At 71.7% G+C, this 22809-nt stretch carries 16 protein-coding genes; 6 read left to right on the top strand and 10 right to left on the bottom strand.

Translation table 11 applies throughout. The annotated features are described in order from the left end of the window. Positions 1-368: 368 nt before the first annotated feature. Positions 369-1406, bottom strand: a complete 1038-nt coding sequence (locus tag ACH5AO_RS18360) for a GDP-mannose 4,6-dehydratase (RefSeq protein ID WP_398925785.1) — start codon at positions 1404-1406, stop codon at positions 369-371. A gap of 251 nt (positions 1407-1657) precedes the next feature. After that, positions 1658-2503 (bottom strand): GntR family transcriptional regulator, encoded by an 846-nt coding sequence (locus tag ACH5AO_RS18355; protein ID WP_030863450.1) that lies wholly within the window; start codon positions 2501-2503, stop codon positions 1658-1660. A gap of 356 nt (positions 2504-2859) precedes the next feature. Between ACH5AO_RS18355 and ACH5AO_RS18350 the strand changes: the two genes are divergently transcribed. From ACH5AO_RS18350 to ACH5AO_RS18335, 4 genes are all read left to right on the top strand, one after another. Then, positions 2860-4293: a cellulose binding domain-containing protein gene (locus tag ACH5AO_RS18350; protein WP_398925782.1), complete on the top strand. Its 1434-nt coding sequence runs from the start codon at positions 2860-2862 to the stop codon at positions 4291-4293. Between the two features lie 203 nt (positions 4294-4496). Continuing rightward, positions 4497-8801 carry a GH92 family glycosyl hydrolase gene (locus tag ACH5AO_RS18345; protein ID WP_398925780.1) on the top strand — a complete coding sequence of 1435 codons (4305 nt, stop codon included), beginning with the start codon at positions 4497-4499 and terminating at the stop codon, positions 8799-8801. Positions 8802-8888: 87 nt separating this feature from the next. Then, complete coding sequence (locus ACH5AO_RS18340) at positions 8889-9641, top strand: IclR family transcriptional regulator (RefSeq protein ID WP_030863458.1); 753 nt, start codon at positions 8889-8891, stop codon at positions 9639-9641. A 101-nt stretch (positions 9642-9742) separates the two neighbouring features. Next, positions 9743-10978, top strand: a complete 1236-nt coding sequence (locus tag ACH5AO_RS18335; RefSeq protein WP_398925778.1) for a PP2C family protein-serine/threonine phosphatase — start codon at positions 9743-9745, stop codon at positions 10976-10978. A 13-nt stretch (positions 10979-10991) separates the two neighbouring features. Here the strand turns inward: ACH5AO_RS18335 and ACH5AO_RS18330 are convergent, their stop codons facing one another. Genes ACH5AO_RS18330 through ACH5AO_RS18315 form a run of 4 tightly spaced genes read right to left on the bottom strand, consistent with a single transcriptional unit; the run spans position 10992 to position 15460 of the window. Further along, on the bottom strand, positions 10992-12371 hold the full coding sequence (locus ACH5AO_RS18330) for a GH1 family beta-glucosidase (protein WP_398925801.1): 1380 nt from the start codon (positions 12369-12371) through the stop codon (positions 10992-10994). A 32-nt stretch (positions 12372-12403) separates the two neighbouring features. Next, on the bottom strand, positions 12404-13231 hold the full coding sequence (locus ACH5AO_RS18325; protein ID WP_398925776.1) for a carbohydrate ABC transporter permease: 828 nt from the start codon (positions 13229-13231) through the stop codon (positions 12404-12406). Positions 13232-13236: 5 nt separating this feature from the next. Beyond that, a complete protein-coding gene (locus ACH5AO_RS18320; protein WP_398925774.1) occupies positions 13237-14190 on the bottom strand; it encodes a carbohydrate ABC transporter permease in 954 nt (317 codons plus the stop codon). A 10-nt stretch (positions 14191-14200) separates the two neighbouring features. Continuing rightward, positions 14201-15460 (bottom strand): ABC transporter substrate-binding protein, encoded by a 1260-nt coding sequence (locus ACH5AO_RS18315; protein WP_398925772.1) that lies wholly within the window; start codon positions 15458-15460, stop codon positions 14201-14203. 294 nt (positions 15461-15754) lie between these two features. On the opposite strand from ACH5AO_RS18315, the gene yicI reads away from it, so the two are divergent. Then, positions 15755-18025: an alpha-xylosidase gene (gene yicI / locus ACH5AO_RS18310; RefSeq protein WP_398925770.1), complete on the top strand. Its 2271-nt coding sequence runs from the start codon at positions 15755-15757 to the stop codon at positions 18023-18025. Positions 18026-18030: 5 nt separating this feature from the next. Here the strand turns inward: yicI and ppk2 are convergent, their stop codons facing one another. Further along, positions 18031-19023 carry a polyphosphate kinase 2 gene (gene ppk2, locus ACH5AO_RS18305; RefSeq protein WP_398925768.1) on the bottom strand — a complete coding sequence of 331 codons (993 nt, stop codon included), beginning with the start codon at positions 19021-19023 and terminating at the stop codon, positions 18031-18033. A 185-nt stretch (positions 19024-19208) separates the two neighbouring features. Here ppk2 and ACH5AO_RS18300 point away from each other — a divergent pair, with 185 nt between their 5' ends. Continuing rightward, complete coding sequence (locus tag ACH5AO_RS18300) at positions 19209-20003, top strand: SDR family NAD(P)-dependent oxidoreductase (RefSeq protein ID WP_398925766.1); 795 nt, start codon at positions 19209-19211, stop codon at positions 20001-20003. A gap of 13 nt (positions 20004-20016) precedes the next feature. Here ACH5AO_RS18300 and ACH5AO_RS18295 read toward each other — a convergent pair whose 3' ends face one another. The 3 genes from ACH5AO_RS18295 to ACH5AO_RS18285 form a co-directional block, all read right to left on the bottom strand. Beyond that, on the bottom strand, positions 20017-20781 hold the full coding sequence (locus ACH5AO_RS18295) for a sulfite exporter TauE/SafE family protein (protein WP_398925764.1): 765 nt from the start codon (positions 20779-20781) through the stop codon (positions 20017-20019). 114 nt (positions 20782-20895) lie between these two features. Further along, positions 20896-21687 carry an SAM-dependent methyltransferase gene (locus ACH5AO_RS18290; RefSeq protein ID WP_398925762.1) on the bottom strand — a complete coding sequence of 264 codons (792 nt, stop codon included), beginning with the start codon at positions 21685-21687 and terminating at the stop codon, positions 20896-20898. Between the two features lie 77 nt (positions 21688-21764). Then, positions 21765-22772: a LacI family DNA-binding transcriptional regulator gene (locus ACH5AO_RS18285; protein ID WP_030863486.1), complete on the bottom strand. Its 1008-nt coding sequence runs from the start codon at positions 22770-22772 to the stop codon at positions 21765-21767. Positions 22773-22809: the final 37 nt, after the last annotated feature.

The following is a 22809-nucleotide window of genomic DNA, read 5'->3' as shown; positions in this document are numbered from 1 at the left end:
TTCAACGCAACCCATCTGGAAGAAGACCGGCGGACGGCTGGTGGTCCGGCGGGGACACCGGGTGTTCGGGGCGGCCGTTCGGCGGGACGGCCGGGGTGTCGGAAGGAGGCGGGGCCGGCGGGGCGGGGCGGCCGGTGCGGGAGGTCACGCGCCGCGCGGGCCGGGCCGTACGCGGTGCCGGGGTCCGCCGGTCCGCGGCGGACCCCCGGCACCGCGCCGGGCGGGGACCGCCGCGACGACTCCTCCGCACCACGCGCGTGGTGCGCACACACTTCCGCAGACCATGGGCCCAGTCTCGGACGGCGCGTCTGCGGAAATCCCTAGTGTGTGACGCCGGGGGCGCGGGACGGTCCGGCGGCCCAAGGGGCCTACCAGCTGCCGGCGGCGGCCACCAGCCGGCTGTAGTCGCGGTCGCGGGAGGCCTGGCGCAGGTCGGACTCGACCATCATGCGCATCAGCTGCTCGAAGTCGACCTCGGGTTCCCAGCCCAGCTCCTTGCGGGCGTTGGTCGAATCCGCGCACAGCGTCTCGACCTCGGCGGGCCGCACCAGGCCGGGGTCGACCACGACGTGGTCGCGCCAGTCGAGGCCCACGTGCTCGAAGGCGATGCGTGCCGCGTCGCGCACGGTGTGCATCCGCCCGGTGCCCACGACGTAGTCGCCGGGCTCGTCCTGCTGGAGCATCAGGTGCATGGCGCGCACGTAGTCGCCGGCGAACCCCCAGTCGCGCTCGGCGTCCAGGTTGCCGAGGCTGACCTTGTCCATCAGGCCCAGCTTGATCTGGGCCACCGCCAGGGTGATCTTCCGGGTCACGAACTCGGCGCCGCGGCGCGGGGACTCGTGGTTGAAGAGGATCCCGGAGACGCCGTACATCCCGAACGACTCGCGGTAGTTGCGGGTGATGTAGTGACCGAAGGTCTTGGCCACGCCGTAGGGGCTGCGGGGGTGGAACCTGGTCGTCTCGCTCTGCGGGCTCTCGACGACCTGGCCGAACATCTCCGAGGACGACGCCTGGTAGAAGCGGATCTGGCCCCGGGGACCGCCGCCGGAGGACCTGCCGAGTCCGCTGACCATGCGGATGGCCTCGAGCATGCGCAGCACGCCGGTGCCGTTGACCTCGGTGACCAGTTCGGGCTGCTGCCAGGACATGGGGACGAAGGAGATCGCCCCCAGGTTGTAGACCTCGTCGGGCTGGACCAGGTCGACCGCGGAGACCAGGCTTCCCTGGTCCATCAGGTCGCCGTCCACGAAGGACAGGCCGGGGATCAGCTCGGCGATCCGGTCCTTCCGCGGGTTGGCCTGCCCACGGCAGAGCCCCCACACCCGGTACCCCTGGCTCAGCAGGTGTTCCGCCAGGTACGAGCCGTCCTGTCCGGTGATTCCGGTGATCAGTGCGCGCTTGGACATCTTCTCTCTTTCCACCGCCACGGAGAGGACCGGTCGGCGGGAGTCCGCACCGTGTCCGCGGACCGGAAGCGGCGGCATCCGGCGCGGGACGCGCACCGGCCGGAGACTCGGCCGGAGGGCCGGTCCTGCCGCATACCGGGACGCACGGCCTGCGCTGACTCACGAGCCGTCCTCGTGGCAGCCATGCAAACACCGAAACGGCTAAGGAATTTCCGAGTCTTCGGAGGACCGGGCGCGGGGCCTGCGCCGGCTCACCGGTCGTCCTGCACCACTCCACGCGTGGAGAAGCTGACCGGTGTGCCGGACGGGAGGTCCCCGGGAGGGATGCCCGGGTGGTGTCCCCCGGGCGGCGGCGCGGGGACGGTGCGGGGCCCGAGGGCGAGCCGCGAGACGATGCGGTACCGGTCTCCCCGGTAGAGCGAGTGGACGTACTCGACCGGACGGTCACCGGTGTCGGTGGTGAGGCGTTCGAACAGCAGGGCGGGCGACAGTTCGGGCACCTCGAGCAGCTCCGCCTCCGCGCGGGTCACCACGGTGGGCTCGATGGACTGCACCGCCTCACCGACCCGCACGCCGTGGCGGTCGCGGAAGTGCTCGTACAGATCGCCCTGTTCCAGTTCCTCCCTGGTCAGCTCCGGCACGAGGTCCGCCGGGACGTGCAGGTACTCGATGGCCATGGGCGAGCCGTCGACCAGCCGGAGGCGGGCCACGTACCGGATCCGCGCCGCGGGCGACACGCGCAGCCTGCGGCCCACCCGCGCGCCGGCCGGCAGGGTACGGAGTTCCAGGACCCGGCTGGTCCACACACCGCCGGCCCGCGGCACGGCGAGGGAGCCCCGCGCGGAGACCAGTTCCTGGGTGATCTTCTCGGCGGCGACGAACATGCCGCGGCCGTGCTCGCGCACCAGCAGTCCCGCGACCACGAGTTCGTCCACGGCGGCGCGCAGCGTGGGCCGGGACACGCCGAGCCGGGCGCACAGGCTGCGTTCCGAGGGGATGGCGTCACCGGGGCGCCGGGCCTCGATGAGCTCGAGGATCGCGTCGCGGACCCGTTCGCGCTTGAGCACGGCGCGCGAGGCGGCGGGATCGATCTCCATGCGGGACCCTCGTTCGTCGTCGGACCGGCGGGTCGTCGTGGCACTGGTACGGCTTCGACCGTAACTGGTCCGCCGCCCGAGGGGGACTGTCGGGGAACATCGATTTCCTTTCCTGCCAGGAGGGTTGACGGCCACATTGGTCTATGCCACCTTCGTTCGACATCGACTGGTAAAGCCTCGGGGGCCGACTGGTCAATCCCGAGGACCGTGCGTGTACCGCCGCTCGCCGTCCGTCCGCGACCGTGCGTGTCCCGCGAAGGTCCGGGCCGCCCCTCGCGCTCCACGGCGCGCGGCGGCACCCGCGCACGCCGCACAGACGATCCACCGTGCGCCACCCCCACAGAAAAGGAACACGGATGAGCACTCGTCCCCGCTGCCGCCGCACCCGCGCGGCACTCGCGCTGACCGCCCTGCTCGGCGGCGCCGCCCTGGCCGGCCTCCCCGCCACCACCGCCGCCGCTGCGGACGGCGCCGTCACCGTGCAGTACCGCACCAGCGCGGGCGGAGCCACCGCCGACCAGAGCGAGCCCTGGCTGAAGGTCCGCAACACGGGCTCCACACCGGTGCAGTTGAACCAGGTGAAGGTCCGCTACTACTTCAAGGCGGACGCCCCGAACGCCACGTACCGCTTCGCCTGTTCCTGGGCGGTCAGGGGCTGCTCCGCCGTCACCGGCACGTTCGGCACGCTCGCGCACCCCACCGCGACCGCCGACCGCTACCTGGAAATCGGTTTCACCCCGGCCGCCGGCTCCCTGGCGCCCGGCGCCGACACCGGGGACATGCAACTCCGTTTCCACCAGTCGAGTTGGCAGACGCTCAGGCAGAGCGACGACTACTCCTTCGACGCCACCCGGACCTCGTACGCCGACTGGAACAAGGTCACCGCCCAGCTCGCCGGCGCCACGGTGTGGGGCACCGCCCCGGAGGGCAACGACCCCACCGATCCGACCGATCCCACGGACCCGACCGACCCGCCGGGCGGCGGCCAGACCCTGTTCGACGACTTCGACTACACCTCGCACACCGACCCGGCGATCTCCGCGCACGGCTGGAGCGTGCGGTCCAACTCCGGCGGCCCCGGCGTGCCCGGCGCGACCTGGGACCCGTCCAAGGTCACCTTCAGCACCTCGGGCGGCAACTCGGTGATGAACCTGGAGACCTCCACCGCCGGCACCGGCGCCTCCACCGTCCACACCGAAGTCCTCACCAGGAGCATGAAGTTCAGGAACGGCACCTACGCCGCCCGGGTGCGGTTCTCCGACACCCCGAAGTACGGCCCCGACGGCGACCGCGTCGTGCAGACCTTCTTCACCATCAACGACCTCAAGGCCCCGATGGCCGACGACTACGCCGAGTACGACTTCGAGTACCTGCCCAACGGCGGCTGGGGCGAGCCCTCGAACATCCTCTACACGACCTCCTGGGAGACCTACAACCCCGACCCCTGGCAGGCCGTCAACCAGCACACCGAGAGCCGACGGAGCTTCGCCGGCTGGCACGACCTGGTGGTGACCATCGACGACAGCGCCATCACCTACTACGTCGACGGACAGCACTTCGGCACGCACGACGCCGCGTACCTGCCCGAGCGCCCGATGTCGATCAACTTCAACCAGTGGCTGATCGACCTCCAAGGCCAGACGTCGACCGCCCCCCGCGCCTACGACCAGCAGGTCGACTACGTCCTGCACGTCAAGGACCAGGTGCTCACCCCGGCCCAGGTGACCGCGAAGATCAACGCCTACCGAGGCGTCGGCACGTCCTTCGTGGACGAGGTCCCCGCGCCGTGACGGCCTGAGTCCGACCGGCCGGCCGGGGCCCCTCACCGGGGTCCCGGCCGCGTTCGGGCCAGCGGGCTTCCCCCCGAGTTCACGTGATCTTCTCCAAGGGCTTCCGCCGTCGAGCCCGAAAGGCTGGACTGTAGGACGCGGCCCGACCGGGGCCGCACGCGGACAACGTTGTCACACCTACCGGAAGCGGGGATGCCCACGCCATGCGGAACGCCACCGGACCCCATCCGCCCACACCCCCGCCGGGTCGGCACAGACTCCTCGCCGCCGCGCTGATCCTCGGCACCCTGGTCGCCGGGCTCACGCCCGTCACGGGCGCCGCCGCCAAGGGCCGCGACGTCGCCGCCTTCGACGCCGTCGACCCGTTCATCGGCACCCGGCTGGACACCTCCCAGAACAAGGGGAACAGCGCGTACGGCAACACCTGGCCGGGCGCCACGGTGCCGTTCGGCATGGTGCAGTCCTCCCCCACCACGTACCGCTCCTCGGACGGGGACCAGAAGGGCGGTTACGAGTACACGGCCGACAGGATCCGCGGCTTCGGCATGACCCGGCTCTCCGGGACCGGCTGCGAGGGCCGGTACAGCGGCTTCGACTTCCCCGTCCTGCCCTACACCGGTGACCTCACCGACGGCGCCCTGCCGTCCAGCCCGGCCGAGAAGGTCACCGACTACCACGTCGGCTTCGACCACGCCGACGAGAAGGCCGACCCCGGCTACTACTCCGTGGACCTCGCCAACGGCGTGGAGACGGAGCTGACGGCCACCACCCGCACCGCCGTGAGCCGCTTCGACTTCCCCTCGGACGGCACCTCGACGCTGCTGTTCGACGTGGCCGGCTCCAACAACCGGGTCTTCGACAGCGAGGTGGAGGTCGACGGCGACACCGTCAGCGGCTGGGTGGAGACCGCCTCGGTGTGCGACGAGGGCGGACGCTACCGGGCCTACTTCTCGACCACGTTCGACCGGCCCGTCAAGGCCCACGGCACCTGGCAGGGCTCGGACGTACGGCCGGGATCGGCCGCCGCCTCCGGCGGTGACACCAAGCACGGGGCGGGCGCCTACCTCGTCTTCGACCGGGGCGCGAAGGTCACCGCGAAGACCGGCCTCAGCTACGTGAGCGTCGCGGGCGCGGCCCGCAACGCCGCCGACGAGACCCGCGGCCGGAGCTTCGACCGGGTCCGCGCGCGGACCGCCCGCGTGTGGCGGGACGCGCTCGGCACGGTGGACGCGGACGGCGGCACCCGGGACGAGCGGGTGAAGTTCTACACCGCGCTCTACCACGCGCTGCTCCATCCGAACGTCTTCGACGACGTGAACGGCGAGTACCGCGGCTACGACGGCGAGGTGCACCGGGTCGCCGAGGGCCGCCACCACTACGTCACCTACGCCGGCTGGGACACCTACCGCAGCCAGGCCCAGCTGATCGCGCTGCTGTTCCCCGAGGTCGGCAGCGACATCAACCAGTCGATCACCGACATGGTGCGCCAGACCGGCAGCTGGCCCAACTGGCCGCACCTGAACCAGGCGCAGCAGAAGATGAGCGGTGACTCGCTGCAGTCGGTGGTCGCCTCGATCGACGCGTTCGGCAGCACGGACTACGACCGGCGGGCCGCGCTGGAGTCGATGAAGTCGACGCAGGACCTGCCCGCCGACTCCACGCTGCGGCGGCACGCCTACCAGTACGCGACCGTCGGCTTCATCGAGAACCGCAAGGGCGACTCGGCGACGTCGAAGACGCTCGAGTACGCCGTCGACGACTTCGGCATCGCCCAGCTCGCCCGGCGCCTCGGCGACCGGGAGACGTACGACCGGTACATGGTCCGGGCGCAGAACTGGCAGAACGTGTTCGACGACGCCAGTGACCACATCCGCCCCCGTGACCGTACGGGCTTCGACCGGGGGTTCGACCTCGGTGAGCGGGGCGACCAGTTCGAGCAGGCGACCGGCTACCAGTACGGCTGGATGGTCCCGCACAACGTGGGCGCGCTCATCGAGAAGCGGGGCGGCGTCGAGGCCACCACCAAGGCGCTGGACGACCACACCCGTGAGCTCGACGCCGGCGTGTACAACACCTCGGGCGCGTACCTGAGCAACCAGCCCAGCTTCACCATGCCGTTCGTCTACAACTGGCTGCGGCAGCCGCACCGCACGGCGGACGTGCTGCGGCGCGCGGTGGACGAGATGTACGACACCACGCCCTCGGGGCTGCCCGGCAACGACGACCTCGGTTCGCTGAGCAGCTGGTACGTGTGGGCGAACATCGGGCTCTTCCCCGCCGTCCCCGGCACCGCCGACCTGGTGGTGAGCGGCCCGATGTTCGACCGGGTCGTGGTGGACAGCGCCGACAGCCGGCGCAGGATCGTCCTCGACGCGCCGCACGCCGACGAGGCACCGTACGTGAGCACGCTGAAGGTGAACGGCCGCGCCACCACCCGTTCCTGGCTCCCCGCGGAGTTCACCCGCGAGGGCGGCAGGCTCGGTTTCCGGATGTCGGAGACGCCCGGCACCTGGGGCACCCGTACGGCCGACGTCCCCCCGTCGCACACGGACGGCACGGACGCCCGGAACAACATCGGCACCACTCCCGACGGCCGGGGGAACCTCGGCTCCCTCGACCTCAGCGACAACTCCCTGTCCCGGGAGCGGCTGGCGGCGGCCGGGGCGACGCCGGGCGCGAAGCTCGCGCTGGGCGACACCGGTGTCGAGTTCACCTGGCCGGACACCGAGCCCGGTGAGCCCGACAACTGGATCCCGCACGGCCAGCGCATCCCCCTGGCCGGGACTCCGGCGACCGGGATCTCCTTCCTGGGGCTGGCCACCAACGGGCCCTCGCAGGGCACCGCGGTGGTCGAGTACACCGACGGCTCCACCCAGCCGGTGCCGGTGCGGTTCACCGACTGGACCCCCGGGACGAATTACCAGTTCGGCAACGAGCCCCTGGTGACCACCACGGGACGCAACCGGGCCGCGGGCGGCGCCGACACCACGCAGACCAAGGTGTTCGCCACCCGTCCGCAGCTGCTGGACCCGGCGAAGCGGGTGGCCGCCGTCGTCCTGCCGCAGGGCACCGACCGGGGCGTCATGCACGTGTTCGACGTAGCGCTCACCGACAATCCGGATCTCGAGGTCCCCGGTTCCGCCCCGGAGCGGATCGTCCTGACGCCGACCGGGAAGCCGGAGACGTCCCAGGCCGTCACCTGGCGCACGGCGGCGGCGTTCACCTCGGGCGAGGTGCGGGTCCGTGAGGCCGGCACCGCACCGTGGCGGACCGTGGCCGCCCGCGCGAACGAGGAGCTGACCTCGGACGGCGAGCAGACCCGCACCCACTCCGCGGTCCTCGACCGCCTCTCCCCCGGCACCGCGTACGAGTACCAGGTCGGCACCGGCGACCGGTTCAGCCCGGTGTACCGGTTCACCACCGCCCGGCCCGCCGGTGAGGACTTCACCTTCCTGTACTTCGGTGACGCCCAGAACGAGCTGTCGGCGAAGTGGGCGCCGGTGGTGAAGCAGGCGTACGCGCGCTATCCCGACGCCGTCGGCAGCGTCAACGCCGGAGACCTGGTGAACTCCTCGGGCAACGACAGCGAGTGGCGCGACTGGTTCGGGGCGATGGACGGCTACAGCCAGACGACCAACGTCATCGCCGCGCCCGGCAACCACGAGTACTCGGGGGACACCTTCCTCAAGAAGTGGAAGTCGACGTTCGAGTACCCGGGCAACGGGCCGGTCGCCGCGCCGGCCGAGAACGACACCCCGGCCGGGCGGCAGCGCGCCGCCTACGAGGCGCACATGGCGAAGGCGCTCGCCGAGACCGCGTACTACACCGACTACCAGGGGGTGCGGTTCATCTCCCTCAACGCGAGCACGGGTGACGCCCGCTCGCTGATGACGCCGGACGACCTCCCGGAGTGCAGCGAGAACTGCCCCGACCCCGAGAAGCTCTGGCTCGGCATGCAGAGCAGGTGGCTGGACCGCGTCCTCGAGGACAATCCCAGCAAATGGGCGGTGGCGGTGTTCCACCAGCCGGTGTTCTCCGGGGCCGAGGGCCGCGACGAGAAGGCGGTGCGGGACGCCTGGCTGCCGGTGTTCCAGCGCGGCGACATCGACCTGGTGCTGATGGGACACGACCACGTGTACGCCCGCGGGTACGTCGACTCCGACGCCACCGCCACGCCCGGCGTGACCACCGGCCCCGTGTACACGGTCGCCGTCTCCGGGCCGAAGTACTACGAGCTCGCCCCCGGGGACGACAACGTGTGGACCCGCAACGGGGCGACCCAGGTGGTGCGCGCCGGACACACCTCCACCTTCCAGGGGATCAAGGTCACGAAGGACACGATCCGCTACGAGGCGGTCGTCGCCGCGAAGTGGGACGACCGGTCCACCACGGACAAGGAGCCCGGGGAGGTACTGGACTCCTTCACCATCACCAAGTACGACGACGGCACGAAGTACGTGACCGAGGACGGGGTGCCCGTACCGCCCGCCCCGGCCGCCGGCCGCTGACCGCGGCCCTCGCCGTGAGGCCCCGCTCGCCCCAGGCCGAGCGGGGCCTCACTTGCCCGCGGCGGGCGGTCGGCGCAGGCTGGTCCCATGGGTGCGGGCCCGACGCTCATCACCTCCGTGCAGCGCGCCTTCCGGCTGCTGGAGGCGGCGGGCGCCCATGAGAACGGCGCGCCGGCGAAACAGCTGGCGCGGGAGACGGGGCTGCCCCTGGCCACGGCCTACCACCTGCTGCGCACGCTGGTGCACGACGGGTACCTGCGCAAGCTGGACGACGGCGGATTCGTCCTGGGCGACCGGTTCCAGACCTTGCACACGACGGGTCGCGGTCAGGCGCTGCTCAGCCGGGTCCGGCCGGCGCTCGCCGCGCTGCGGGACGAGCTGTCCACCGCCGCCTACCTCACCTTCTACGAGGACGGTGAGATCCGCGTCGCCGAGATCGTCGACAGCCCCCGCACCCCGCGGGCCGAGCTGTGGGTGGGGTTCGAGGACGCCGGGCACGCCACCGCGCTGGGCAAGTCGGTGCTCCGGGAGCTCGACGACGAGGCCCGCAAGGAGTACCTCTCCCGGCACCCCCTCAACGACCTCACCCCGCGGACGATCACCACGGCCGAGGAGCTGGTGCGCCGGCTGGAGAGCAGCGACCTGGCGCCGGCCGTCGCCGACCTGGAGGAGTACTCCCTGGGCACCGTCTGTGTCGCGGTGCCGGTCTACAGCGGGGACACCCTGGGCTCGCTCGGCGTCTCCATGCCGAAGGACCGGCTGCACCGGCTCGACGAGGTGCGCGAGCGCCTCCTGCCGACCGCCGGGCGGGTGACCCGGGGACTGTCGTTCACCATCTGAAAAGCACACCCTTGTGACGTTCGTGACAGTCATCTTTCCTGATTAAGTCAGACATTACGGACGCGCGCACGCCGCGCAAAGGTGAGGACTGCGGACGACACATGAGTCACGCCCGTCAGCATGGACGCGACCACTGGCCGATGCGGCAGTACAAGCGGGGGGTCCGCCACACGTGGTCGCCCCGGGCACGGGCCGCCGCGCACTGGGCCGCCGGCACGCCCGCCCTCTCCGTACTGATCGTCTTCCTCGTCGTGTTCGTCGACCTCGTCGGCGGAACGGGCAAGGTCTGGCTGCCGCTGCTCGCCGCCGGGCCGGCGCTGGCGGCGGCCACCAGCCGGCCGGCCGGGGTCCTCGGGGTGGGTCTCCTCGCCTCCCTCCTCGGCGCGGCGATCGGAGCCCGGCACGGCATGGCGGCCCCGGAGCTGGCCGTCGTACTCGCCGCGCTGGTGACCGTCGCCCTGGCCGGCACGCTCGCCAGCGCCCTGCGGGAACGCCGCGAGCGGGTGCTCGCCGCCGTCCGTTCCGTCGCGGAGACCGCGCAGCACGCCCTGCTCCTGCCGGTCCCGGAGACCGTCGGCCCGTTCCAGGCGGCGGTCCACTACAGCGCCGCCGCGGCGGAGGCCCGGATCGGCGGCGACCTCTACGCCCTCATCCCCACTCCGCACGGGATCAGGATGATCGTCGGCGATGTGCGCGGCAAGGGACTGCCGGCCGTGGGGACGGCCGCGCTCGTGCTCGGTGTCTTCCGGGAGGCCGCCCACGACGAGCCCGACCTGCTGGACGTCGTCTGCCGGATCGAACGGAGCCTGGCCCGCAACCTCGGCCACGACGACTTCGTCACCGCCGTGGTCGCCGGCTACCCGGAGCCGGGGCGGCTGGAGATGGTCAACTGCGGGCACGCTCCCCCGCTGCTGGTCCGCGGCACCGAGGTGGTGCCGGTGGACCCCGACCGCCCGGCTCCGCCCCTGGGGCTGCGCGCCCTGTCGGGCGAGTCCCCCGGCCTCCAGGTGGTGTCCTTCGCCGAGGGGGACCAGCTGCTGTTCTACACCGACGGGGTCACGGAGGCCCGCGACTCCGGCCGCGCGTTCTACCCGCTGGCCGAGGGCCTGGCCCGGCACCTGTGCGACGAGCCGGCCCGCACGCTAGCCGCGCTGCACCAGGAACTGCTGGACCACGTGGGCGGCCGGCTGCACGACGACGCGGCCCTGCTCCTGCTGCGCAAGCCCCCCGCCGGCGCCGGGGCGGCGGACGCGGCCTCCCCCGTCGTCCTGCCGCTCACGACACGACCGGAACCGGACGCCGACGGCACCTCCGACGACCGCGAAGGCGCCGCCTAGCGCGGCCGGTCCGTCAGGGCCGCTGGGCGGCGATCATGCGCCGGTACCAGTGGTAGCTGTCCTTCGGGGTGCGCTCCTGCGTGTCGTAGTCGACCCGGACGATGCCGAAGCGCTTGTCGTAGCCGAAGGCCCACTCGAAGTTGTCGAGCAGCGACCACACGTAGTAGCCGCGCACGTCCACGCCGGCGTCGATCGCGGCCCGCAGCGCGGTGAGGTGGTCGCGCAGGTACGCCACCCGGTCGGTGTCGTGCACGGTGCCGTCCGCGCCCGCCTCGTCGTCCTCGGCGGAACCGTTCTCGGTGATGTGCACCGGCGGCAGGGCGTCGCCGTACTGCTCCTTCAGCTCCACCAGGAGGTCGGTGAAGGTGTCCGGGGCCACCGGCCAGCCCATCGCGGTGTGCCGGACGCCGGGCATCGCCGTCTCGGCGTAGCGGTTGTCGGTCGCCACGCGCAGGGCGGGGTCGTCCTCCCGGTACGGGGCGTCGGCGACGACGATCGGGCGGTAGTAGTTGATGCCGAGGAAGTCCAGCGGCTGCGAGATCAGCTCCAGGTCGCCGTCGCGGCGGAAGTCCTGTCCGGTGATCAGCTCGCCCCAGGTGTCCTCCTCGGTGTCCGGGTAGCGCCCGGCGAGGATCGGCTCGGTCCACACCAGGTTGTGCAGGGTGTCGGCGCGTACGACGGCCTCCCGGTCGGCGGCGGAGCCGGTGGCGGGCAGGTGGTGGTCGAGGTTGAGGGTGATGCCGACCTCACGGACCCCGGCGGACCGGAGCGCCCGGACGGCCAGTCCGTGGCCGACCAGGAGGTGGTGGGCGGCGGCCAGGGCGCCCCGGCCCTCGCGGGCGCCCGGCGCGTGGCGGCCCACCGAGTAGCCGAGGAAGGCGCTGCACCACGGCTCGTTGAGGGTGATCCAGCGGGGCACCCGGTCGCCCAAGCGCTCGGCGACGACGGCCGTGTACTCGGCGAACCGCTCGGCGGTCTCCCGCACCCGCCAGCCGCCCCGGTCCTCCAGGGCCTGCGGGAGGTCCCAGTGGTAGAGGGTGGCGGCGGGTTCGATGCCGGCGGCGAGGAGTTCGTCGACCAGGCGGGAGTAGAAGTCCAGGCCCTTGGGGTTCACCGGCCCCGTGCCGTCGGGCACGATGCGCGGCCAGGCGATCGAGAAGCGGTACGAGCCGACGCCGAGGTCGCGCAGCAGGGCCACGTCCTCGGGGTAGCGGTGGTAGTGGTCGCAGGCGGTGTCACCGGTGTCGCCGTTCGCGACCAGGCCGGGGGTGTGGCTGTAGGTGTCCCAGATCGACGGGCCGCGGCCGTCCTCGTGCGCCGCGCCCTCGATCTGGTACGAGGCGGTCGCGGCGCCGAAGACGAAGCCGGGCGGGAAACGGGGGAAGTCGCTCATGTGGTGCGCGTCCATCTCGGTGTGTGCGGTGATCACTTGACGGAGCCCCCGGTGATGCCGGCGGCGATGTACTTCTGGGCGAGGACGAGCAGGATCGCGGCCGGGACGGCGGAGAGCACGGACGCGGCCATCACGGCGCCCCAGTCGCCGACGTGGGCGCCGATGTACTGGTAGATGCCCAGCGTGATCGGTTTGACGTCGTCGGTGGTGTTCAGGGTGAGCGCGAACATGAAGTCGCTCCACGAGAACAGGAACGCGAACAGGCCGGAGGTGATCAGCGAGTTGCGGCTCATCGGCAGCACCACCCGCAGGAAGACCCGTACCGGTCCGGCGCCGTCGATCTCGGCGGCCTCGATGACCTCGCCCGGGATGGACACCATGAAGGAGCGCATGAGGACGATGGAGAACGGGATGCCGAGCGAGGCGTCCGCGAGCATCAGGCCGAAGTAGGAGTTCACCAGGCCCAGGTCGACGTAGGAGTTGTAGAGGGCGTTGGCGATGACGATGCCCGGCACCATCTGGGTGATCAGGGTGCCGAAGACGATGGTGCGCGAGCCGCGCAGGCCGAACCGGGCCAGGCCGTAGGCGGCCGGGGCGGAGACGGCCAGGCAGATGGCGACGGCGCCGAACGAGACCAGCAGCGAGGTCAGCAGGTGACCGCCCTGGTCGGTGACGGCCTTGGAGAACCCGGAGAGGTCCAGGCTGCCGGGCACCGGGTCGACCTGGAGCAGGCCGGACTCGGGCTGGAGCGCCGTGTTGAGCATCCAGTACAGCGGGAACAGCATCACGCCCAGGATCAGCACACCGGCGACGGTGGAGCCCCAGCGGCGCCGGGACGCGGCGGGAGTGTGAGCGGCCATGTCGGTCACTTCCCCTCGGTGCGGTTGGCCCGCAGGTAGAACACCGCGAACACCGCGGAGACGAGAATGAGGACGTTGCCGACGACCGCGCCGGCGCCGAAGTCCAGCTCCACGAAGGAGTTCTGGTAGGTGAGCGTGCCCAGGGTCTGGGTGGCGTCGGCGGGCCCGCCGTCGGTGAGGGCGAGGATCAGGTCGAGGATCTTGACCGTCGACATGAAGCCGAGCACCAGGACGACCGTGATCACCGGCTTGAGCATCGGCAGGGTGATGGAGCGGAAGGTCCGCCAGGCCGAGGCGCCGTCCAGGGCGGACGCCTCGTACAGCTCCTTGGGGATCTCCTGGAGGCCGCCGTAGAGGATGACCATGTTGAACGGGATGCCGATCCAGATGTTGACCAGGATCACCGAGAGCAGCGCCATGTCGGGGCTGGTCAGCCACGGGGTGCTGCCGCCCAGGCCCAGGGTGTCCAGGAAGGTGTTCAGTACGCCGGTGTCCTGGTCGAGGATGCGGCGCCAGACGATGCCGGACACCACCATGGGCACCAGCCAGGGCAGCAGGATCAGCGACCGCAGGACGCCGTTCAGGGGGAACCTGCGGTTGAAGAAGACGGCGAGGGCGAGGCCGATGCAGAACTGGCCGAGCAGGGAGCCGGCGGTGAAGACGAGGGTGTGCCACAGGGCCTTGCCGAACAGGACGTCCTGGAAGACGGACGACCAGTTGTCGGTGCCGTTGAAGGGGGCCTCGCCGGTGAAGAACGTCTTCGGCGTGTAGTGCTGGAAGCTCATCACGATGTTGCGGACGAGCGGGTAGCCGAAGAACAGCAGCATGAAGGCGACGGCGGGGGCGACGAAGCCCCACTGGGCGAGCCTGCGGCGCAGGCGCTGCCGGGCCGGGTCCGGCGCGGCGGACTTCCCGGAGGTCTGCGCGGACACCGGGGGGGTGACGGTGGACGTGGTCATGGCGCGTACCTCAGTTCCCGCTCGTGGCGCGCTGCTGGGCGCGCCGCAGGGCGGCTTCGCTGGACTGGCCGGTGAGGGCGGACTGGAAGGCGCTCTGCAGGGCGAGCGAGACGCCCGACCAGCCGGCGCCGAGCTTGGCGGTGCGGGACCGGGCGGCGGCGACCTGGTCGGCCAGCGCGTCCAGCTCGGGCACCTCCTGGCGCCACTTCGCGGCGGCCTTCTCGTTGGCGGGGACCATCCAGCTGTTCAGGGCGTAGGTGAGCTGTTCCTTCTCGCTCGCCAGGCAGGCGACGATCCGGCCGGCCGTCCTCTCGCGCTCGGTGTCGCCGGTGTTGGGCACGGTGAGCACGGCGCCGCCGAGCGGTCCCACCGAGTCGGCGCCCGCCTCCGGGACGGGGATCTGCGCGATCTCCCAGTGCAGCGACTTCTTGGTGTTGAGGGTCTCGACCTGCCACGGGCCGTTGATCATCATGGCGGCGTTGCCGGCCATGAACTGGTCGTTCACGTCGGCCTGCGTCCAGTTGACCGTGGACTTGGACAGCGACCCGTCCTGGAGCAGCGCCTTCCAGTAGTCGAGCGCCTCGACGACCTGGGGGCTGTCCAGGTCCGTCTCGTCTCCGCCGTTGGACCACATGAACGGCGTGAACTGGAAGACGCCGTCCTCGGCGCCGCCCGCGCTGAGCGCCACGCCGTACCGGTTGCCCTCGGTGAGCTTCTTCGCCGCCCGGCGCAGCTCGTCCCAGGTGGTGGGCACCCGTACGCCCGCCTCGTCCAGGATGTCCTTGTTGTAGAAGAGCGCGAGGGTGTTCACGGAGCGGGCCGCTCCGTAGTAGGTCCCCTTGTAGGAGCCGAAGTTCACGATGCCTTCGGGGATGTCGTCGGTGGCCAGGCCCAGGGTGCGCAGGTCGACGAGGCCGCCGGCGTCGGCGAAGGTCGGCATCTCGGAGGCGTCGAACTGCACGATGTCCGGCAGCGACTTCGACGAGGCCATGCGCAGGGCCTTCGTCATCACCTGCGCGGCGGGGACGCTCTGCTGCTCGATGCGTACGCCCAGCTGCTTGCCGCAGCGGGCCATCGCCTCGGCGTCCCAGCGGTGGTAGGTCTCGTCGGTCGAGGAGTTCATCACGGTGTACACGTCGCTGTCGCGCTGCTGTGCGCAGCCCGTCAGCGCCGCTCCGGCGATGAGGACGGAGACGGCGGCGAACGACGTGACGGCTCCGCGCGAACGTCCGCGCGCGCGGTGTGCGGCAACCGGAGGGTGTGCTGTCACGGTGGGTGCCCTTGCGTGGGGACCGGCCCAACCTGCGTTGAGCTGGTGACTCTTTCGGGAGGCTGGTGAAGCGCTTCGACTCGAGGCGGCTCGCGTCGAGGTGTTGCTTGGCGCTGCACCGGGTGTAATTTGTTTTGCCTGATTACTAATACGCCAGCGGAAGCCGGTCGCGCTAGACCCCCAGAGCTACGATCTGCTTGCGCCAAGGCGTGACAGGTCCTGCGTCTCCTGTCATAGTTCCTGGTCAGAAGCTTCCTTCCGAGCCTCTGCCGCCCTCCCCCTCCGAGGAAGACCATGAAATTCACCGACGGCTTCTGGCGCATCCGCGACGGCGTCCAGATCTCGTACGCCACCGAAGTGCGCGATGTGCGCCCGGAATCGAAGCGCTTCACCGGCTATGCCGCCGTGAAGAAAGTGACCCGCAGGGGCGACACCCTGAACGCGCCACTGATCACGGTCGAGTGCTTCTCCCCCGCCGAGGGCGTGATCGGCGTCCGGGTCACCCATCACGCGGGCAAGTACCGGCCGGGCCCCGACTTCGCCCTCACCGGTGACGCGGACGGCGCGGGGACGGTACGCGAGGACAGCACCGTCACCGAGCTGACCAGCGGCCCCCTGACCCTGCGCCTGGACGGGGCCGGCCCCTTCGCGCTCACCTTCCACGACGCGGACGGGCGCGAGCTGACCCGCGCCGGCGCCAAGAGCACCGCCTTCGCCACCACCGGCGAGGGAGCCCACCACGTGCTGAGCCGGCTCTCGCTCGGCGTCGGCGAGCAGGTCTACGGCCTGGGCGAACGCTTCACCCCGTTCGTCAAGAACGGCCAGACCGTCGACGTGTGGCAGGCCGACGGCGGCACGAGCAGCGAGCAGGCCTACAAGAACGTCCCGTTCTACCTGTCCTCCCGCGGCTACGGCGTCTTCGTCAACCACCCTGGCGCCGTCTCCTTCGAGATCGGCTCCGAGTCCGTCGGGCAGGTCCAGTTCAGCGTCGAGGACCAGGCGCTGGAGTACTACGTCGTCGCGGGACCCACCCCGAAGGAGGTCCTCGGCCGCTACACGGCCCTCACCGGACGTCCGGCTCTGCCGCCGGCCTGGTCGTTCGGCCTGTGGCTCAGCACCTCCTTCACCACGTCGTACGACGAGGCGACGGTGACCTCGTTCGTCGACGGCATGGCCGAGCGCGGCATCCCGCTGTCGGTGTTCCACTTCGACTGCTTCTGGATGCGCGAGTACCAGTGGTGCGACTTCCAGTGGGACCCGGACGTCTTCCCCGACCCGGAGGGCATGCTGGCCCGGCTCAAGGAGAAGGGCCTGCGGATCAGCGCCTGGATCAACCCGTACATCGCCCAGAAGTCCCCGCTCTTCGACGAGGCCGCGGCCCTCGGGCACCTGGTGCGCCGCCCGAACGGCGACGTGTGGCAGTGGGACCTGTGGCAGGCCGGCATGGGTCTGGTCGACTTCACCAGTCCCGACGCCCGCGCCTGGTTCCAGTCGAAGCTCAAGCCGCTGCTCGACCAGGGGGTGGACAGCTTCAAGACGGACTTCGGCGAGCGCATCCCCACCGATGTCGTCTGGCACGACGGCTCCGACCCGGAGCGGATGCACAACTACTACACCCACCTGTACAACCGGACCGTGTTCGAGCTCCTGGAGAAGGAGCGCGGGCAGGGTGAGGCGGTGGTCTTCGCCCGGTCCGCGACCGCCGGCGGGCAGCAGTACCCGGTGCACTGGGGCGGCGACTGCTGGTCGTCCTTCGAGGCGATGGCCGAGTCGCTGCGGGGCGGCCTGTCCCTGTCGCTGAGCGGGTTCGGCTTCTGGAGCCACGACATCGGCGGCTTCGAGGGCACGCCCGTCCCCGAGGTGTTCAAGCGCTGGCTCGCCTTCGGCCTGCTCTCCTCGCACAGCCGGCTGCACGGCTCCACGTCGTACCGGGTGCCGTGGGAGTTCGGCGACGAGGCGGTCGACGTCGCCCGGCGGTTCACCCTGCTCAAGCACCGCCTGATGCCGTACCTGTACGGCGCCGCCGCCGAGGCCCACCACACGGGCGTGCCGGTGATGCGGCCCATGGTGCTGGAGTTCCCGCGGGACCCGGCGTGCCGCCCGCTCGACCGCCAGTACATGCTGGGCCCCGACCTGCTGGTCGCGCCGGTGTTCAGCGAGGACGGCGAGGTGGAGGTCTATCTGCCCGAGGGCACCTGGACGCACCTGCTGAGCGGCGAGCGGGTCACCGGCCCGTGCTGGCGCACCGAACGGCACGGCTACGACAGCCTTCCGCTGTACGTCCGCGAGGGCGCCGTGCTGCCGCTGGCCGGCGACGACTCCCGGCCCGACGGCGACTGGCTGGACGCCCCGGTCCTGCTCGTGCACCCGCCGGCCGCGGCCGACTACGCGGCCGAGGTCACCGTGCCGGACACGGCGGGGCTCCCGGCCGCGGTGTTCCGGGTCCGGCGGGACGGCGACGTCCTGCGGGTCACCGCGTCCGGGACCGACCGGCCGTTCACGGTGCGCGTGCCCGGCGGGGCCGAGGCACAGGGCTCGGGCGAGGTGACACTGCCGCTGGGGTGACCGGGTCACGTGTCCGGGTGACTGCCCGGGCCGCCCCCGGGACCCGCGAGGGGGGTCGGTGAGAGGGCCGCGGGCTCCTCACCGGCCTCCAGCAGGGTGTCCGCCGCGCCCACGATCAGCGGGTCCGGCTTGCCCAGGGCCTCGTGGTCCTTCGCCGGGTAGTCGCAGCGGTCGAGGAGGCTGCGCATGGCCTCCAGCCGACCCCGGCGCTTGTCGTTGTTCTTCACGACCGTCCACGGCGCGTGGGGCGTGTCCGTCGCCCGGAACATCTCGATCTTGGCCTCGGTGTAGTCGTCCCAGCGGTCGAGCGAGGCGAGGTCCATCGGCGACAGCTTCCAGCGGCGCACCGGGTCGACCTGGCGGATCGCGAACCGGGTCCGCTGCTCGGCCCGGGACACCGAGAACCAGAACTTCACCAGCATGATGCCGTCGTCGGTGAGCAGCCGCTCGAACAGGGGCGCCTGCTGGAGGAACTGGCGGTACTCGTCGTCCGTGCAGAATCCCATGACCCGCTCGACGCCCGCGCGGTTGTACCAGGAGCGGTCGAAGAAGACGATCTCGCCGCGGGCCGGCAGGTGGGCCACGTAGCGCTGGAAGTACCACTGCCCCGCCTCCCGCTCGGTCGGCTTCTCCAGGGCGACCACGCGGGCACCGCGGGGGTTGAGGCGTTCCATGAACCGCTGGATGGTGCCACCCTTGCCGGCCGCGTCCCGCCCCTCGCAGAGCACCACGATCCGCTGGCCGGTGTCCTTGACCCACCGCTGCATCTTCAGCAGCTCGATCTGCAGGATGCGCTTGGTGCGCTCGTACTCCGCCCGGCGGATCTTGCGGTCGTAGGGGTGGTTCTCCCGCCAGGTCTCGATCGGGGTGCCGTCGGCGTCGAGCAGCACGGGCCGCTCCGGGCGCCGGTCATCCACCTCCAGCCCGTGGAGCAGGTCGTCGCCGTCGGCGCCGGCATCCGTCCGGCCGTCCGTCGCGTCCGTGTGTTCGGCCGTCACGTCGCCTCCCGCGTCCGTACGAGTGCGTCACAAGAAGCGTATGCCCACCGGGCGTTTCGCGGTGATGCGGGCGCGGGACCCGGGAAGGAGCAGGATCGGGCGGAGCCCGTGCGCGAGCGGCGTCTTCCGTCCATGTCGAGGCATCTCATGCAGGCACTGGTACCCGGACGAAGGGGACGCACGACGTGCAGATCGATCTGAAGGGCCGTACGGCGCTGGTCACCGGCTCCACCCAGGGCATCGGCGCGGCGATCGCCACCGGGCTGGCGCGGGCGGGCGCCCGGGTCGCGGTCAACGGGCGCTCCGCCGAGCGCGTACGGGACAGCGCCGCCGCCCTCGAGCGGGAGGTGCCCGGCGCCGACGTCGTACCGGTCGCGGCGGACGTGACCACCGAGGCGGGCGCCGAGCGGATCGCCGAGGCGCTGCCGCGGGTGGACATCCTCGTCAACAACCTCGGCGTCTTCGGCTCCGCCGACCCGCTGGAGATCACCGACGAGGAGTGGCGGCGCTACTTCGAGGTGAACGTCCTGGCCGCCGTGCGGCTGACCCGGCTGTTCCTGCCGGGCATGACCGGGCGCGGCTGGGGGCGCGTCCAGTACATCGCCAGTGACTCGGCGGTCGTCACCCCCGCCGAGATGATCCACTACGGCATGTCCAAGACGGCGCTGCTCGCGGTGAGCCGCGGTTTCGCCAAGAAGGCGGCGGGCACGGGCGTCACGGTGAACTCGGTCATCGCCGGGCCCACCCACACCGGCGGGGTGGAGGACTTCGTCTACGAGCTGGTGGACCGCGACCTTCCGTGGGACGAGGCGCAGCGCGCCTTCATGCGCGAGCACCGGCCGCAGTCGCTGCTGCAACGGCTGATCGAGCCGGAGGAGATCGCCCACATGGTCGTCTACCTCAGCTCGGAGCAGGCCTCCGCGACGACCGGCGGGGCGCTGCGCGTCGACGGCGGCTACGTGGATGCGATCCTGCCCTGAGGACGGGCGGCGGTCAGCGCAGGAGCAGCTGGACGAGGGCGAGGGTGCCGATCACGACGATGACGGCGCGCAGCACCGCGGGGCTGAACCTGCGGCCGGTCCTGGCGCCGAGCTGGCCGCCGAGGGCGGATCCGGCCGCGATGAGCGCGACGGCCGTCCAGTCGAAGTCGGCGACGAAGAGGAAGAAGGCCGCCGCGACCGTGTTGACGATCGCCGCGAGCACGTTCTTGACGGCGTTGAGACGTTGCAGCGGCTCGTCGAGGAGCAGGCCCATCAGGGAGATGTAGATGATGCCCTGCGCGGCGGCGAAGTAGCCGCCGTAGACGCTGGCCAGGGCCAGGCCGGCGGAGAGCGGCCGTCCGCCGTCGCGGCGGGAGGGGTGTCCCTCCGCGCGGCGGGCGCGCACCTTCCTGGCGATCAGGGGCTGGAACGCGACGAGGAGGAGGGCGAGCCCCACCAGGGTGGGCACGATGGTCTCGAACGCCTCGGCGGGCAGGGCCAGCAGGAGCGTCGCGCCGCAGAGCCCGCCCAGCGCGGCGCCGATGCCGAACTTGCGGACGCGCCGGCCCTGTCCCGCGAGTTCCCTGCGGTAGCCGATGGCGCCGCTGACGGAGCCGGGGATCAGTCCGAGCGCGTTGGAGACCGTGGCGGTGACGGGGGACAGCCCGGTGGCGAGCAGCACGGGAAAGGTCACCAGCGTTCCCGAGCCGACGACGGCGTTCATGGCGCCGGCGCCGACGCCCGCCGCGAAGACGCCGGCCATCTCCAGCGGCGTCACGCCGTGGCTCCGGTCGTGTCGTCGCCGCCCGAGGGTGCCCGGTGCCGGCCCTGGTCCGAGGAAACGTTCATGTGAGGACGCTAGCCCGCGGACCCTTCGGTGATCACCGGAGGGTCAGGAGAGCCTCGCCACACCCGCGTAGATGCCGCTGTCCTCGGGGGGCGGCGGCGGGGTCGTGCGGAACCACTCCGGTGCGGTCACCAGGCCGGGGTCGACCAGTTCCAGGCCGTCGAAGAAGCGGGCGACCTCGGCGCGGGTGCGGAAGCCCAGGCGGATGCCGGCGCGGGCGTACTCGGCCGTGACCTGCTCGGCCAGCTCGGAGTGGAGGTCGGAGGCGGCGTGCGACAGCACGAGGTAGCTGCCCGGCGGCAGCGCGGCCCGCAGCTCGCCGACGATGCCGAGGGGGTCCTGGTCGTCGGGGAGGAAGTGCAGGAGGGCGATCAGGGAGAGCGCGATCGGGCGCTCGAAGTCGAGCACGCCGCGGGCGTGCCGGAGGATGCCGCCCGGGTCGCGCACATCGGCCTGGATGTAGTCCGTGGTGCCCTCGGGGCTGCTGATCAGCAGGGCCTCGGCGTGCCGCAGCACGATCGGGTCGTTGTCGGTGTAGACGACCTTCGCGGCCGGGACCACGCCCTGCACGATCTGGTGCAGGTTCGGCTCCGTGGGGATGCCGGTGCCTATGTCGAGGAACTGGTCGACGCCCTGTTCGGCGAGCCAGGCGGCCGCCCGGTGCATGAACCGGCGGTTCTGGCGGGCGGCGTCGCGCGCCTGGGGCGGCAGCTTCTCCCCCACGGCCTCGTCGACCGGGTAGTTGTCCTTGCCGCCGAGGAGCCAGTCGTAGACCCGCGCGGGGTGCGCCCTGCTGGTGTCGATCCGCGGAGGGGTGGGGGGTGTGCCCGTCGACATGGCGGAGTCCGTTCCTGGAGTGGCTCGGGAGTGCCTGACGATCATCAAGTCTCGCACGCACAACCGGTGTACGGGGGTCAGGAGTTCGATCGTCGGGCGGGGTCCGGCGGCGGTGCCGTGCTGGCGCGCGGCACCAGCCGGGTCGGGACGAGGGTGGTGCCCCGCTCGGGACCGCCCTGCCGCATCTTGCTCAGCACCGCCTGGACGCAGAGCCGGCCCACCTCGGCGAAGTCCTGGTGGACGGTGGTCAGCGGGGGCAGGAAGGAGGACGCCTCGGGGATGTCGTCGAAGCCGATGACGCTGACGTCCTCGGGCACGCGCCGGCCGCGTTCGTGCAGGGCGCGCAGCAGGCCGAGCGCCATCTGGTCGTTGGCGGCGAAGACGGCCGTGCACTCGTCCCGGGCCGCGAGTTCGAGGCCGGCCCGGTAGCCCGAGTCCGCCGACCAGTCGCCCCGGACGAGGGGTGGCGGCACCCGCCCGGCCTCGGTGAGGGCGGCGCGCCAGGCGTCCGTGCGGCGCTGCGCGGCGAACGAGTCCTCGGGGCCGCCCAGGTGCCACACCGTGCGGTGGCCGAGGCCGAGCAGGTGCTGGACGGCGGTACGGGTGCCGCCCGCCTGGTCGGTGTCGACGACCGTGTAGTGGTCGCCGGCGTCGGAGTCGACCACCACGACCTGGACGTGCGGGGGCAGGGTGACCGTCGCCGCGTCCAGGAGGTGGACCTCCATGATGACGATGACGGCGTCGACGGCGAGCTCCTCCAGCCGGGAGAACGCCCCGCGCACCTCGTCCTGGGTGGGTACGGCGACCGGCAGCAGCGTCACCGCGTAGCCCTCGCGCGCGGCGGAGGTGGCGATCGCCTCCAGGGTGCGCACGTTGCCGGTGGTGGAGAGGGTGAAGGTGATGACGCCGATGGTGCGGAACTCGCCGCGCTTGAGGGCGCGGGCCGCGCTGTTGGGCCGGTAGCCGAGCTCCTTCATCGCGGCCAGCACCTGGCGGCGGGTCTCCTCGGTGACCCCCGCGTAGCCGTTGGAGACGCGGGAGACGGTCTGGGAGGAGACCCCCGCCAGGCGGGCCACGTCGGCCATGGAGGCCGTGGTCCGGGCGCCGCCCCGGGTACGGCGC

It is taken from the genome of Streptomyces sp. NPDC018964, assembly GCF_044390325.1.
Taxonomy (GTDB): domain Bacteria; phylum Actinomycetota; class Actinomycetes; order Streptomycetales; family Streptomycetaceae; genus Streptomyces.
The sequence above is the reverse complement of the archived record's forward strand: the minus strand, read 5'-3'. Positions and strand labels throughout refer to the sequence as shown.

Coding starts and splice junctions, on each gene's coding strand:
- ACH5AO_RS18350 (WP_398925782.1), top strand. CDS start 2,860: ATGAGCACTCGTCCCCGCTGCCGCCGCACCCGCGCGGCACTCGCGCTG.
- ACH5AO_RS18290 (WP_398925762.1), bottom strand. CDS start 21,687: ATGTCGACGGGCACACCCCCCACCCCTCCGCGGATCGACACCAGCAGG.
- ACH5AO_RS18330 (WP_398925801.1), bottom strand. CDS start 12,371: ATGAGCGACTTCCCCCGTTTCCCGCCCGGCTTCGTCTTCGGCGCCGCG.
- ACH5AO_RS18345 (WP_398925780.1), top strand. CDS start 4,497: ATGCGGAACGCCACCGGACCCCATCCGCCCACACCCCCGCCGGGTCGG.
- yicI (WP_398925770.1), top strand. CDS start 15,755: ATGAAATTCACCGACGGCTTCTGGCGCATCCGCGACGGCGTCCAGATC.
- ACH5AO_RS18355 (WP_030863450.1), bottom strand. CDS start 2,503: ATGGAGATCGATCCCGCCGCCTCGCGCGCCGTGCTCAAGCGCGAACGG.
- ACH5AO_RS18285 (WP_030863486.1), bottom strand. CDS start 22,772: ATGGCCGACGTGGCCCGCCTGGCGGGGGTCTCCTCCCAGACCGTCTCC.
- ACH5AO_RS18340 (WP_030863458.1), top strand. CDS start 8,889: ATGGGTGCGGGCCCGACGCTCATCACCTCCGTGCAGCGCGCCTTCCGG.
- ACH5AO_RS18320 (WP_398925774.1), bottom strand. CDS start 14,190: ATGACCACGTCCACCGTCACCCCCCCGGTGTCCGCGCAGACCTCCGGG.
- ACH5AO_RS18360 (WP_398925785.1), bottom strand. CDS start 1,406: ATGTCCAAGCGCGCACTGATCACCGGAATCACCGGACAGGACGGCTCG.
- ACH5AO_RS18335 (WP_398925778.1), top strand. CDS start 9,743: ATGAGTCACGCCCGTCAGCATGGACGCGACCACTGGCCGATGCGGCAG.
- ACH5AO_RS18325 (WP_398925776.1), bottom strand. CDS start 13,231: ATGGCCGCTCACACTCCCGCCGCGTCCCGGCGCCGCTGGGGCTCCACC.